13 protein-coding genes are annotated in these 13,789 nt (G+C 51.1%); 6 read left to right on the forward strand and 7 right to left on the reverse strand.

Annotated features, from left to right (window positions below; translation table 11 throughout):
- Positions 1-19: 19 nt before the first annotated feature.
- Positions 20-472, forward strand: coding sequence for a hypothetical protein (locus HOK28_04810; protein ID MBT6432389.1), 453 nt, complete (start codon positions 20-22; stop codon positions 470-472).
- 11 nt (positions 473-483) lie between these two features.
- On the opposite strand, the gene HOK28_04815 is transcribed toward HOK28_04810, so the two are convergent.
- The 3 genes from HOK28_04815 to HOK28_04825 all read right to left on the reverse strand — a co-directional run bounded on the left by HOK28_04815 (position 484) and on the right by HOK28_04825 (position 4,226).
- A complete protein-coding gene (locus HOK28_04815; protein ID MBT6432390.1) occupies positions 484-792 on the reverse strand; it encodes a hypothetical protein in 309 nt (102 codons plus the stop codon).
- Between the two features lie 94 nt (positions 793-886).
- Positions 887-3,061: a hypothetical protein gene (locus HOK28_04820; protein ID MBT6432391.1), complete on the reverse strand. Its 2,175-nt coding sequence runs from the start codon at positions 3,059-3,061 to the stop codon at positions 887-889.
- A 121-nt stretch (positions 3,062-3,182) separates the two neighbouring features.
- Positions 3,183-4,226, reverse strand: coding sequence for a hypothetical protein (locus HOK28_04825; protein MBT6432392.1), 1,044 nt, complete (start codon positions 4,224-4,226; stop codon positions 3,183-3,185).
- Positions 4,227-4,686: 460 nt separating this feature from the next.
- Here HOK28_04825 and HOK28_04830 point away from each other — a divergent pair, with 460 nt between their 5' ends.
- On the forward strand, positions 4,687-5,109 hold the full coding sequence (locus tag HOK28_04830; GenBank protein MBT6432393.1) for a hypothetical protein: 423 nt from the start codon (positions 4,687-4,689) through the stop codon (positions 5,107-5,109).
- 55 nt (positions 5,110-5,164) lie between these two features.
- Here the strand turns inward: HOK28_04830 and HOK28_04835 are convergent, their stop codons facing one another.
- Entirely contained in the window at positions 5,165-6,106 is a 942-nt protein-coding gene (locus HOK28_04835) for a DUF1566 domain-containing protein (protein ID MBT6432394.1), read from the reverse strand.
- Between the two features lie 288 nt (positions 6,107-6,394).
- Positions 6,395-7,411, reverse strand: coding sequence for an aldehyde reductase (locus tag HOK28_04840; GenBank protein ID MBT6432395.1), 1,017 nt, complete (start codon positions 7,409-7,411; stop codon positions 6,395-6,397).
- Between the two features lie 156 nt (positions 7,412-7,567).
- On the opposite strand from HOK28_04840, the gene HOK28_04845 reads away from it, so the two are divergent.
- Entirely contained in the window at positions 7,568-8,119 is a 552-nt protein-coding gene (locus HOK28_04845; protein ID MBT6432396.1) for a TetR/AcrR family transcriptional regulator, read from the forward strand.
- Positions 8,120-8,329: 210 nt separating this feature from the next.
- Positions 8,330-9,103, forward strand: a complete 774-nt coding sequence (locus HOK28_04850) for an SDR family NAD(P)-dependent oxidoreductase (GenBank protein MBT6432397.1) — start codon at positions 8,330-8,332, stop codon at positions 9,101-9,103.
- Between the two features lie 46 nt (positions 9,104-9,149).
- Here the strand turns inward: HOK28_04850 and HOK28_04855 are convergent, their stop codons facing one another.
- Positions 9,150-9,788 carry an AgmX/PglI C-terminal domain-containing protein gene (locus HOK28_04855; protein MBT6432398.1) on the reverse strand — a complete coding sequence of 213 codons (639 nt, stop codon included), beginning with the start codon at positions 9,786-9,788 and terminating at the stop codon, positions 9,150-9,152.
- 60 nt (positions 9,789-9,848) lie between these two features.
- Complete coding sequence (locus HOK28_04860) at positions 9,849-10,595, reverse strand: hypothetical protein (protein ID MBT6432399.1); 747 nt, start codon at positions 10,593-10,595, stop codon at positions 9,849-9,851.
- A 325-nt stretch (positions 10,596-10,920) separates the two neighbouring features.
- Here HOK28_04860 and HOK28_04865 point away from each other — a divergent pair, with 325 nt between their 5' ends.
- Positions 10,921-12,375, forward strand: a complete 1,455-nt coding sequence (locus tag HOK28_04865) for a YHYH protein (GenBank protein ID MBT6432400.1) — start codon at positions 10,921-10,923, stop codon at positions 12,373-12,375.
- 110 nt (positions 12,376-12,485) lie between these two features.
- Positions 12,486-13,625: a hypothetical protein gene (locus HOK28_04870; protein MBT6432401.1), complete on the forward strand. Its 1,140-nt coding sequence runs from the start codon at positions 12,486-12,488 to the stop codon at positions 13,623-13,625.
- The last annotated feature ends 164 nt before the right edge of the window (positions 13,626-13,789 follow it).

Genomic DNA, 13,789 nt, shown 5'->3' on the forward strand with positions numbered 1-13,789 from the left:
AATAGTCTTTGGGGGATCTATGACTGACCAAAATTCTCAGGATACATTAGCATCCATGTTGGCAGACGTCGTCAAATGGGTACCCGAGTCGTGCGGCTTTCGGGGTGATGACCGCTACCATGCTGTCACTGCAGTTTTGAGTATCGAAGATGCCGACTCACTGAACGACAAGTTGCAGGATCAGTTTCCGGTTTGCTGGGAGCACACGAATCTAGAAGATGCCGTTGGCGCTGTTCAGAAGCTCGTGATGGATTTGCAAGGGATGCGTCCTGGGCAGCTTCTCTACACCGTTGATATCGCGGAAGAAATGATTTGTTACGCGGCTTTGTGGCCTTGGAACAACGGCAAGCGGGTTTCTCTGCGGCTTGGAGTACATGCCACGGATATGGAAAATCCCGGATTGAGTGCCGCCATGACCGCGGTCAAGCAGGCTACGGGTGTACAGGGCCCTGTTCCCGACAAGAATTGGTGATTTCTTAGCTCTCAGGAGAGTTCGCGTTTGCGTGCTTTCTGGGCATATTTCTCTAGAGTAAGGCGTGTAAGTTCTCGAATTTCTTCGGAAGTTTGACGAATGGCTGCGTCATCTGGCTTCAGGCTAAACCGCTTTGTTTCCTCGTCTTGGTTGAGGATGCCTTCTTCCACGAGAGTATGAAGTATTTGAGCGGCTCGGCGCTGGCCGACGCTAAATTCCTGCATGATATTACGGACAGTGGGGCGGATGTTTCGGAAACGCAGCCCGAAGCTGACATCTTCCACCGAAGCTTTATTTTTGGGCGTATATTCTATTTGCATTGCGGCGGCCGGATATACATTTGGTCGCGGTGCTGCAAGAGGAAAAGCGCTATTTCATGGCTTAAGTTGGTGACTGCTCCAAATCACCTCACGATTATTGCGGGCAGCGATACAAGACGAGCTGCGCATTCAAATCAAAATTGGGCTCGGTATGACCGGTGTAATTCCAGCCGCACTCGCCAGCGAAGCTGATACAGCAGTTGCCATCATTGTGGTTGCAGCTCGGATTATCTGGTCGGCAGCAGTTTTCATAGGGCTCGATTTCGTAACCAAACGCCACACTGGCATTGGTGTTGATTTCTGAAGTGACGTCGATATCGCGAGGCCACACGCCGTCTCCTGGGCACCAACCGGCGCGGCCATATTGCCAGTTGCCACCCTGAGGGCTGCAGGAGTTTTGAGCGCAATCGTAGCGCCACGGCGTCCATGCATCGGCACTGTTACCGGCACTTACTTCGTGCCAGCGCATTGAGAACTCAGCTGCGTTGTCGGTGTTACCTTGGCCGTGGCCTGTAACGGTTACACGGACCATGGCGCTTTCGGTTTCTTCATCAAATACAACTGGCTGATCCACGAGATGGTTTGTGACGGGATTACCAGGGTTGCCGTAAACGAGGTGGCCGAAGTCCCAGAGGTTGACCACACGGTAGGGTTCCAGATCGGGAATGCCGCGCTCAAAGTCGAAGGTTACGGTGACTTTCCAGCCTCGGTCGCCGCCAATCCAGGTGGAGATGAAGAGGCTGAGCTCTTGTTCGCCGCGCAGTAAATGCGTGAACGGGGTTACATCGTAAGACCAAGCACAGCTGCCAGGATAGCCGCTGGAGGCATCGATGGCGTAGGGCGTGATGAAGCGGGCTATTTCGTGGTTTTCGCCGCTTGAGTGATTCAAGCTCACGCTGCCGTATCGATCCCAAGGGTCACAGCCGCCATCGGGGCATTCGAGGGTCATATGCATGGTGGCAGAAACAAAATGCTCAGATTCAGCGGGGAATGTGAATGTCTCATTTTGAGCCGTAGCCCAGCTGATGACGGTATCGTTGAAGGCTTGCACTTGAACGGTCCCAGTACCAGCAGTGAGACCGCTTGTATCGCAGGTGCCGCCAGTGTTGTCGTCGCCGCCATTTCCGTTATCACCATTGTCAGTGCCATCGGGCCCTGAGACGACCAGCATGGCGACTGTCCTTGAATTATATTCAGTAGAAACTCCCGTGGAGTTTAAGCAGCTGTAGTCCCAGGTTTCCGTAGAGTTTACATAATATATACCGGGCTCGGTTGGAGCGGTGAAGGTGGTGCTTTCGTTGAAGCTCCAGTTACCGGTGCTGCTGCCCAAACAAAGGTTCATAATGCCGTTGAGGCGCACATAAAATTGGGTAATGCAGCCAGGGCACGATGTTTGGTTGTTGACGACCCAGCCACCAACTTGAAGGCTGGTGCTGGTGCCAGGCTGAACTTGAGCAACTCTGTTGCCAGAGCCATTCATATTGACGCTATCAAACGTAATGGTTCGGCCCATAGCACTGTAACTGGTGTTGCCAGCTTCCGGACAGACGGTTTCCTCCGTCCAAGCGCCGCTGACGCATTCTAGCGTTTTGGCGCCAGTGGTGCCGCCAGCGCAGCTTGCCAGTTGGTAGTCTAAAGTGCCATTTGCGCAAACATCCGTGCCGCTGCAGGTTTCGGTTTGGGCCCATGCGCCATCGGCGCAGAGTTCTTCAAAGGTGCCTTCGTTATTGAGTCCACAGGTTTCAGAGCCAGCTTGCGTGGTGCCGTTTTGGCAAATATCCGTACCGGTACAGGTGTCCGTATCCATCCATGAGCCATTTTCGCATGTTTGGACAAAGACGCCTTCATTGTTCAGGCCGCAAGCAGTTGTGCCGTTTTGAGTGTCGCCATCGGTGCATTCTGGATCAGGCTCGGTGGTGCTTGGGTCAGAGGTGTCGGTGGCGTCAGATGTATCCGAGGCATCTGTGGTGTCTGAAGCATCAGAGCTGTCTGAAGTATCGGTGGAATCCGTGGGGTCGGCAGCATCCGTGGCATCGTTCGAATCTGTGGAGTCGGTTGGATCCGGCGTGGATGCATCGGCTTCGGTGGTATTGCCGGTTGGATTGGATTCCTGAGTGGTACAGCCGTAGAGGGCCACGGAAATCGAAAGAAGAGCTACTGATAAGCGCACTGGATGCATGAAGTATCCCCATGAAAAGTGAAGCGGTGCTGCGACGACACCGTTGGTCGCGGTTGTTACAAATGCCAATTCCGGTGTCAATTGTGGCACATGTAAATACCTCCAGGAGAGTCTAAAAGGGCTATATTCTGATATTTTTTCAAAGTTTACATAATCTGACTTATCAGACAAACGGGTAAATCTGGGGCCGGAGCAGGTTCCGCCATCGTTCTTAAGATATCAGCTGATGCGTGAGCATGTCTTTTGTGGATTCAGGCGTCGATGGATTGATAACAAGCCCTGTGGCGATGCCCGATATTTGCTTCCAGGGAAATATCCAATCATCGCTTGTTGTATTTTTTCTCTCCGTTTTAGCAAGGATGTTGGTTGTGACGTCTGCGAGAAGCTTCAGTGACTTGATGGAGCTGTAGGGATTTGTAGATAAATTGTACATGCACCTTAGGCACTCGGAACTTGGTTTGTTTCCGAACTCTGTTCCCATTGTGAGACATAGATTATCAAGCATAGATGGCGGAATATTCCGATTGGCGGCGAGATGCTGAAGAATATCGGGTGCACCGAGCTGCTCGAAAAGAGTCAAGAAGTGAATGTTTCTGTTGTTTTTTGCAGTGCGCCGACAAAGGTTTCTCAGTGACGTACGTGATTCAGAGTTAGCTCCTACTCCTAAAGTTGAACGTAAGCGATCCCGCAATTCAGGGCTTAACCGTTCCAGGTTTTGTAACTCTATCAACCACTTTTTTATACGGCGGTAAATTTCCTGGTGATCCTCGACTGAAGTTGTGAACGAGGTGTTAAAACTTAAAGCCTGAGTAACTTGGTCTTTATCTAAACTCAGCAAATGCTTAAGTGCCGCAAAAGGTGTTTGAGAATGACGTGCGGCCAAATCTTGGACTTCAGTGGACGATTCTCGACTTAAAGCGTCAAGCGTTGCCGGTGAAGTTTGCGGGTAACGCGCCAGGAACTTTTGAGCAGCCACGGGTAGCTGCTTAACTTCTTCGGCATCCATAGTCAGTTTTATGGGATTGGTTTTTAGCTCTCTTATCAATAGCGAGGCTTCTGCTGACTCAGCCACAGTAGCCTCATGGTCATCCAAGAGTTGGTTGACGGTATTCAAGTTGGTAGATGGGTTGCTCCCTACCATTTCTCGCAAGACCGGATCCGGTGATATTGCAAGCACATCCAGCGCCAATTCAGGAGTAGATGGATTTTTGGCCACCTCCTTCCTTACAGATTCATCGGAATCTTGGGAAAGCAAAGTCAGGGATTCGGGCGGGCTTTGTGTGTGGTGAGCAACCGACAGTCGAACCCACTCACTTGGATCGGTAGAAAATTTGAGTCGCTGCGCCGAGCGAAGTTGACGATTATAAACCAGGTTCGAGCGAACATGTTCATCAGAATCAGATAGCAATTGATTGATGGTTTTGAATTCCGAAACCCGGTTTGCAACTAGAGAGCGGACCAGTGGATCCGGCGCTTGGGCTAACAATTCTATGTGCCTGTTCATGTGACTCCCTCCATCTGCAAGTCATATACCTGAGCTGAACATTTGTATAGTGGGCGATTGCTTTGTTGATGAAAGTATTGAATCGACAGCTGGGGTTCGTAAGGAGGAACCAAAATATATCAACCGGTTATGAGAGGCTGAGCGCTGATCTTACCCTATTGATTGCTTAAGCTTTCTTGCCCTTTTTGGCTGGACGGCTAAAACAATAAGTATGGAAGCATCTACAACCCAAGCTCTGATTAAGTTTCTCTACGAAGGCCGCGGCGAGTGCCCACAGGATGCGCTGAACGCGGAAGTTATGTTCCAAGATCCCTTGGTGATGGTCGAAGGCAATCAGCCCGTTGAAGCGATGTTTTTAAGAATCAACAAGCTCTTTCCCGCCACCGAGATTGTATCGTTGGTGCAAGACCCGTACGCCGAGCATTACAACACTTGGAATATGACCGTGGACTATAAGCGCAAGCCCGATGGCTACCCGCGCACCATCGTATCGACTTTAGAAATCGACCTCAAAGACGACAAAATCATCCGCATGACCGAACACTGGATTAAGCCGGTGAAGCTTCGCGGTGATAAGAAGAATGTCTTGGGTAAGATGTTTCGTAAGCGTTTGGGCGGTTTGCTTGGGCGTTGATGCCTGCTGATTAGGTTGAGTGCCTAGTCAAGCAGATGCCGGCTACTCTCGATAATCAACGAACACACTGAGCTGCTGACGAACCTGCTTTAAGGCTGTCAGTATTATCACCGCCGCCAAAGGCAAAGTACCCGCCTGCAAAATAAAACTCCCATGCATAAGCAGGATCCACCACATAGGAAGTTGACGACCAAAGCCATGCGCTTGGGAAGTTGGGAAAGAACTCTGCATCAACAGTAGGCGCTGTCGCATTACCTAGGCCACACCAATTCCGTGCTGGATAGCCAAGTGGTCCGTCATCACACACAACAAGGCTCACAAGCTCCACTTTCGTTGGCACCCGCCAATCGGTATAGCCAGCAAATTCCAAATCGTTGCATGTGTCCCACAAAAAGCTGCTGCCGCCGCCATCGAGTTCGTCACCCGATACACCGCCGTTGCAGCTGTTGTCTATTTCAGAGCAATATCGAAAGGTCGTCTCGTTGCCCAAGCAGGTGTTGCTATCGGCATCAAAAGTCATGCCTTGGGCGCATTTCATCCAGGTGATGTCTCGGCCTACATCTGTGATTGTACCGTTGAGGTTATCAAAATACTCGCAGGTGCTGTTGTCGTTGGTGGCATCGCTATCACAAACGCCGCATCCATCCACACTTGCCATCCCGCCCCATGCTCCTGCGCAGTCTTGTGTGCAGTCGTTTGTGGCATCATCGTCGCATGTTCCGCATTCATCGATGGTAGCACTGCCGCCACATGTTCCTGCGCAGTCTAGTGAGCCGTCGTTTGCGGGGTCATCGTCGCATGTTCCACATTCATCTGTTGTAGCGGTTCCGCCCCATACTCCTGCGCAGTCTTGCGTGCAGTCGTTTGTGGCATCATCGTCGCAAGTTTCGCACTGGTCGCAAATACTCTCGCCATCAGTGATGCCGGGAGTACCACTGCACCCTGCAAGCACGAGGCTTACAAAAAAGACTAAACACCACTTTTTTGAATATATCATTTTACGAATCCTGTATTGGGAACACTCTTGAGCTGACGCGAGCCGCTTTAATCAGTGAGAGCCAGGATGGGCTAAGTGATCTAAGCAAGTTGTTTCCCAGTATCCTTTCAAGATACTGAGGCCGTATCAAGGCGTCATCTGATTCCAAGCCTTCCCCACCCATGGACACCCTCCAGTTCCAACCCACCTTAGGCTTGCCGCAAGCCCTGGCTTTGCCCTGTGATTTATCGGTTCTGGAGAGCGTCTCGCTAAGTACATAGAAAGCCGACATCGACGCCGGCTCCTATACTAGGACCTTAAAGCTTGAACGGCGTTCGCTGTTTCAACGAGAGATTCTTCAAAGGGGCGTGGTGTCCAGTTGAACAACTCACGGGTCTTGGAGTTGTTGCCTTTGATGTTCATATCGAGCCATCCGCGCATGGCCTTAGCCTCGCGGTCAAAGAGCGCGACAATACGCAGCATGATGCTTGGCGCTATGCGCTGGCTTGGCCCGTCGAATCCGTTGTCGTTTAGAATTTTTGCAATTCGAGAAAAGCTGATGGCCTCTTCGCTGGCGGCCAAGATTCTTAGCCCTGCCGCCTTGGGGTGGGTCATAGATTTTAGATGAATTTCGGATACGTCGCGGACATCAATCATAGGAAACGCGATGTTGGGAACCATGGGCATTTCACCGGCCAACCATTTACTCATCATCTCCATGCTTTGACCGGAAATATTACGACCCAGTGGTGGGCCAAAAACCCCTCCTGGATTCACGCTAACCAGTTCCATAGGACTATGGTCTGATTGCTGCTTGATGAAATCCCATGCTGCTTTTTCCGCAAGTGTTTTACTTTTGGCGTAAGTGCTGGTCTGCGACGAGTCGGTTGGAGTCCAGCTTTCTGGCCCGAAGGTACCTGATTTCTGGGTACCCATCATCGCGACGGTGCTGCTGGTTAACACAAATCGTTTAACACCAGCTGCCTTGGACGCGCGCAAGGCCCGCAAGGTCCCGTCCACCGCAGGTTGAATCATGTCGCTTTCGCTTTTAGGATTTTTCATTACAAATGGCGATGCAACATGCATAACGTAGGTGCAGTCTTTTGTAGCTTCGGCCCATCCGCTATCGGAGTTTAAGTCTAGCTCTACGAACTCCAGGTGGGTGCTATCAATGGACGCCGCTTCCATGGTGGCCCGCACTTCTTTTTCTTTGGCTTTACTACGGACCGAACCTCGGACCTTGTAGCCAGCGCGCAATAGATCCCCGGCGCAATAGAGAGCGATATAACCAGAGATTCCAGTAACCAGAACTGTTTCAGACGACATGACACTTCCTTTGTGATTGTACTTGAATATTATCGTACCGTTCGGTATTTAAATAGGGGGTTGATAGTATTATTGTCAACCAAAAAGATGAGTAGGTAATTCTTGGCTGAAGAAGCGCAAAAAAAATCCCGGGGCAGACCCAAGACGATGGACCGCATGCGCACACTCAAAGTGGCAATGGAGAGCTATTGGGATGAGGGTGTTCACAGCATTTCGTTAAATGAGATTTGCCGGCGTGCGGACGTGTCAAAGCCAAGCCTTTATCGAGAGTTTGGCGGCGAAGACGAACTCATGCTTGCTGTGCTGGAGCATTATATCGAGACGGTCTTCTCTTCGATGGTGGAATTGATTGAAAGTGACCGCCCTTTTGCCGGCGTGCTGCATGACCTAGTCCATGCGGTTACAGGGCAACGGGATACACCTGCGGGCTGTATGGTTGTGAAAATGGGTGCGACATCATCAGAGCTTGGTCCGTTGACAGCAGCTCGACTAAAGCAATTTAGGCAGGAATATCTTTTGGTTTACGAGGGCTGGGTAAAGCGAGCCCAGGGCCGTAAAGAGATCAATCTAGAAATTCCCGTCAAGCTTGCGGCATCGTATTTGGATAGTCAGCTTTCTATGATTCTCACTCAGATGGCGACCGGTGAAGAACCCTCGTTGGTTCGCGCAAAGGCAGAGCTGGCATTTCGACCGCTGATTCACTTGTAAGAAGCATCTTTCTGGACTTTGCCGCAGCATCAGCTGGTTGGGTTTGAGGCTAAATCAATTCTAGTCACTCTTTCCGCCCGAGCGTTTGCTACATCAATCGAGGATATGTCCACTGGCAGATAGGATGGATGTGATTAATTCCCACCCATTGACACCCTCCAATTCCAACCCACCTTAGGCCGGCAAACTCGAAACCTAAGGGAAATCTCTATGCATATCCTCATTACCGGCGCATCCAGTGGCATTGGTGAATCCATTGCTCGTGAATTTGGCTCGAATCCCAACAACAGCCTCACGTTGGTGGCTCGCCGCAAAGATAAGCTGGTTGCCCTCGCCGATTCACTCAACGCCCAAACCCTCGTTTTGCCCTGTGATTTATCGGTTCCGGAGAATGTGCCTGAGCTGGTGCAGCTTGCGGTGGACCAGTTTGGCCCTGTGGATAAGCTGGTGAACAACGCCGGCATGAACTGCTTTAAAGGCGCTGGCGATGTAACCCACTTGGAGGCCGCTAAGCTCTTTAACCTGAATGTGCTCAGCCCCATGGCGCTGGTGGAAGCGGTACTTCCGGGCATGAAAGAACGACAAGATGGCGGTATTGTGAATGTGGCAAGTGTGGCTGCGGTCAACACACCCACCGGTATGGCCCATTATGCGGCCACCAAAGCAGCCTTGGCCAAATACTCTGAAGCGCTCCATGTAGAGAGCAAAGAGCACGGCGTTCATGTGGTAACGGTGTATCCAGGCCCGGTAGCCACGCCCATGGAAGTGCGCGCCCGGGAAACCTTTGGCGGAAGCTTTGGCGCCGCCGACAAGCTGCCCATGGGAACTCCAGAAGAGCTGGCTCTGAAAATAAGCAAAGCCCTTACCGCCAAAACCCGCAAGATTTATTACCCCGACTTCTACCGTTCGGCCTTTATGTTCCCGAACTTAAGCCAATGCCTCACGGAGAAATTCTCTCCTGGGCTGGAAACGCTTAATGCTTAGTCGTCTTCAGGCATCTGCGGCGGAGTTACCTTAACCAGCGAACACCCTAGTTTCTTCCCTGCTTAAAAACCCAAGGATATGTAATCGAAGCTTTACGACCATCCTTGCTCTCTGGGAACCTTACGCGTTTAACCACTTTTAAGAGGCAACTCTCCACTCCATGGTGATACATGGTGGTGGACTGAATGCCGGCTCGAAGAACTACGCCACTCGTATCGACTTCAAAATACATGGTGATCTTCCCGGATAAGTTTGGATAGATTCGCAATGCATTCTCATAGCAACGTTTTGCCTGGATCTGGATCGGATACATCGCATCGCGAACGATTTGTTTCGTAATGGTACCTGGTTTCTGGCGGACTTCACGGCTTGGAGCCTTTGGGAATATCCTGTTCTTGGGTTCAGGTGTTGTGGCGGCGTTCCAGGAATATTCGAACCCTTGGGTTGGGATTTTTTCACACTGAAGGGGCTTTGTCAGGGTCGTCAATTGGCTGCCCCAATCATAGGCTCTTGTGTAAGGCCGAGAGCAACCAGAGACCACAGCATAAGCCAGCTTGTTTTTCTTCTGTGGGGAGCAAGTAGATTCTAAAACGAGCGCAATCTTTTCTTGGCAACTCAGCTGCGTGATGGTGCAGCCTGAGGTCGTGAGGAGTAATGAAGCAATGCCTAATATAAAAACCTTCATTATAAGTCCTCGTGGTGCGTATGACTTCGTAGCAACATTAGCTAGCATAGGTCACAGTCCTTATAATGCCATTCGTAATTCAATACCCGGGCGGATGTCGAGATTCAGTCCGAAAGAGTTGTTGCTGGCGACTGGAGCCGGCCCCAACCCAGCAATATACCCTCGTGAGGCCGTGTGGCTTTTTGAAACACCGACCACTGAAGAAAACAGACGCAAATGCAGATTGTTTATCAATTGCATCTCGAAGGCGATGCCCAAAGATGAGCCGATGGACCATCCCCACTCTTTATAAATCTCTACGTTATCGGTGGTGTCTTCGTTCGTGATGCTATCGTTATTTGGCGGCGTTGTCGTATCGTCCGGAGTCGTCGATGTTTCGCCAGCCCTATAAGTTGCGCCAAGCACGGCGAATCCAGAGACTTCGACGCGTTGTCCCGGGTTGAAGATCCAGCGTGGACCTCCAGATAAACTTAGTGCCATGTGCCGTGTTGCGCTCTCGCCGCCAGTGAGGCCTGCAGCTCCCCGGTTTCTTTGTTGGGTGTTGTAATTACCAGAAACGCGCAGCATCCATGTGAGCCGGTCACTTGTAAAGTATTCAATACTCAGCCCGTAGCTGGTTGGAGCAGAAGAATCGAGGCTGCCTAGCGTTCCCGAAGACATCGGAGCACGCAGACTTCCTAGGTTGAGAGTGTTGGCACGAAGACTCGCACCGACTGACCATGTTGTATCATTATTCTGGTTTTCAATATCCGATGCATCGGGTGACATGAATAAGAGGCTGGCGACCAGCAGCAAGGGGGCATTCATTTTTATTATCCTTAGACGAAGTTCTCTGGGGTTCTCGTCCATAAGTTGATGCTCTGAAAATAGTATAGAGGGAAAGTGGTTAACTTTGCTGGCAGAAGGCCCTTAAAGCCCAGAAACTACCGAGTGCACAAAGCATTGGTGCAACGAATGGTTGTGTTGCCCCACTCATAACTCACAATGTTCCCCGATTAGACTCTTCTATACCTTCTTCGTAACTTTCATCGCAGTCACCTGTTTAGTGAATGACTGGCGTGAAGCATCTCCATGCATAAAGTATTGAGCATGCGCTAAGTATCCATATCTTTTATGAAAGTTCGAAGAGCTGATGAAATCCTTTAAGTTTCCCTTATCGATGGCCGCACTGCTCTGCGTGGCTGCGTGCGCTGGACACGAGCACCAATCAGAAGAATCAGAAGCCGAACATGGGCATGTCCATGATGTGGGAAATGATACTGTAGTTTCAGCCAATCCTGATGCAGGCGCAGAAGATGAGCAAAGCCCTTACACGGCCAACCCTGACCTCAACGAAGATCCAGAAGGTATGCTCAATGCAGCTCTTGCCAACCGCAATCCCGATTGCCGAACTTATGCCACGGATGCCAACGATGGCGATTACAGCTCCCTTGGTGCTACCGATAGGTCCAACTTAGCCCCATCTGCGCCTTTCTACCCCGGAACAGATGTAACAAGCTTCGTTCAGATAGACCTTGTTGTTGTGGGTGGCGATTATGTGCATGACCCAGACAATCCCACCGTTCCCGGAGCCTGGGATTACGAAGGGGTGAGAACGACAAGTGACCCAGAGGAAGCCACGCATTGCCGAATGGTTCACAACATGATTCCCAATCATGATTTTGGCTGGGACGTGGGTACACCGGCTCAGTCAAACGTTTGGGTGACCGAAATTGACCACGACGACAGACAAGTCACTTACATTCCAGTTTATCCCCGCTTGTCCGAACCGAGGGTCGCAGACGACACCGACCGAAATGCCACCAACTTCATGGACTACGATGGCGTTCTTCTGAACGGCATAGGCATCGCGATGGATTCGGGTTTTTGCTACAACCCTGCTCATCCACGCGTCAATGAAGCTGGCAATTCGACCGGCTGCGGTGGCCTTTCCGTCTGGTATGAAATCCCCGCTTATTCGCTTCATGAACCCGCTTCGGAGAACATGGCAGCGATTTTTGATGAATACTACGGACATGGTTTCGAGGGTTCCTACCACTACCATGCGATTACTCATCCTCTACAAAAAGATGATGACCAAGAGATAGGACCTCCTGGCGGGTCTCCTTTGATTGGTTATGCGAAAGATGGTTTTCCTATATTCGGACACTGGTTCGTTAATGAGGAGGGAGAGTTGGTCAAGGCGCAGTCGGGTTACAAGCTCAAAGACTTCGAGCTTAATAATGGGAACTCTCGCGATCCGTATACTGATTTACCGGCAAACTTTGACCGAGGCACACCGCCCACACCTTGGGACATCGAGAACCGTCCACAAGACTTCGCCAGTGATTTCGGGCTGCCTCTGGGTCGGTACATTGACGATTGGACCTATGACCATGGCAATACTGGAAATCTAGATGAGTGTAACGGTGCGACGGATGCCAATGGTGTTTATGGGTACTATGTGACGGACAAATACCCGTTTGGACCGACTTGTACTTTTGGAGTGCACGAGCCTTCCTTTGGAAAAGTCCCACCTCTGCGATGGCACGACGAAACTTCGGACAACACAGTCGACGATAATGGCGACCGGATCAATGGCCATTAACAATTTTAGCCAATGGTTCTAAGAGAATTTCCTTCCAAGGCTGGAAACGCTTGCTTCTTAGCACCCTGCCCCCGCTATAATAAGACCTCACGCATACACGGGGGTGTTCCATGCCAAGAGGCGTTGGGGGAAACAGCGGCGTACCAAATCCAAACATCAACTTGGAGTCTATGGACTCCAAGCATCTTTCCGGTAAAGCCAAGCCAGGAACCAAAATCGAAGCGCGCAATGTGTCGCGTTCTGGGACCGACTCGTTTGTAGAGGCCGGTGCCGATGGTAAATTCGACCTTCCTGTGAAAAGCAAAAAAGGCGAAACGGTCGAGCTGCATATTCAAGCCCCTGACCAGCCCAAAGCAGCGTCTGTATTTGTGCGCAACGATGGCCGCGATGCCTGGAGCCGCGTGGCTCCGCCGGACATGGGCGATGGCATGGAAGTGGATCTTGAATTCATTGCGCCCACCGCCGAACACACTGGCGCCGATGGTGAAGCCACGGTCGATATGGCCCACTTAGAAGGCCCGCTCTATGTAAAAGGCGTATCCGTAGAGGATGTAGAGCAAGGCGCCATCAACAACTGCTACTTTGCTTGCGGTTTGTCTCTCTTGGCTCACTACCGGCCCGAAGCCATTCAAAATGCCATCATGGAACTTCCCGACGGTAATTTTGAAGTCACACTCCTCGAAGGAAAATATAGGCCCAAGCCGGTGAAGGTCACCGTCGACAGTGACCTCTTTGTGAAAGACGATGGCACGCCCATCTATACCCACAGTCCATCGGGTGAACTCTGGCCCATGATTCTCGAGAAAGCCTACGCCCAGCACATGGGCGGCTCCTATGAGGCCATTGGCCAAGGCGGCAAAGCCGGTGATGTGGTGCGCGCTTTTACGGGCGAGCCTTATATGATGCACAACATGGAAGAGGCTCATTCCAAGCAGGAAGTATTTGAAACCATTCGGGACACCATTGAAGCCGGTCGTCCGGCCAGTGCGGGGACCTATGGAGATAAAGGCCGCTACGAAGGCATGAAGCTTTACGCGAATCACAACTATGCGGTTTTAGGCGGCGGCATGGATGAGAATACGGGCGAGCCCTATCTTATATTGAGAAATCCCTGGGGACAATCAGAGCCAGATTACAACGGTGCACCCGACGGCAAAGACGACGGAATCTTTCGCATCAATATGGAAGATTTCACTACCTACTTTATGACCTACAGTGTGATTACCGAGAGTGGTCGCCGGGGTCGGTAAGAAAACTATGGGTTATTGGCCTCGTAGTCGGCAAAGGCACCTACAATGGCATTGAGCAGCGATCCGGTGGTCCCAGATCCGGTACTTGGTATATCATTGCCCAAGTTGGGCTCGGTCGAACAGGCATACTGCCTACACGTATCTTTCGTGCGGTTGGCTTGAAA

It is taken from the genome of Deltaproteobacteria bacterium, from assembly GCA_018668695.1.
Lineage (GTDB): Bacteria > Myxococcota > XYA12-FULL-58-9 > XYA12-FULL-58-9 > JABJBS01 > JABJBS01.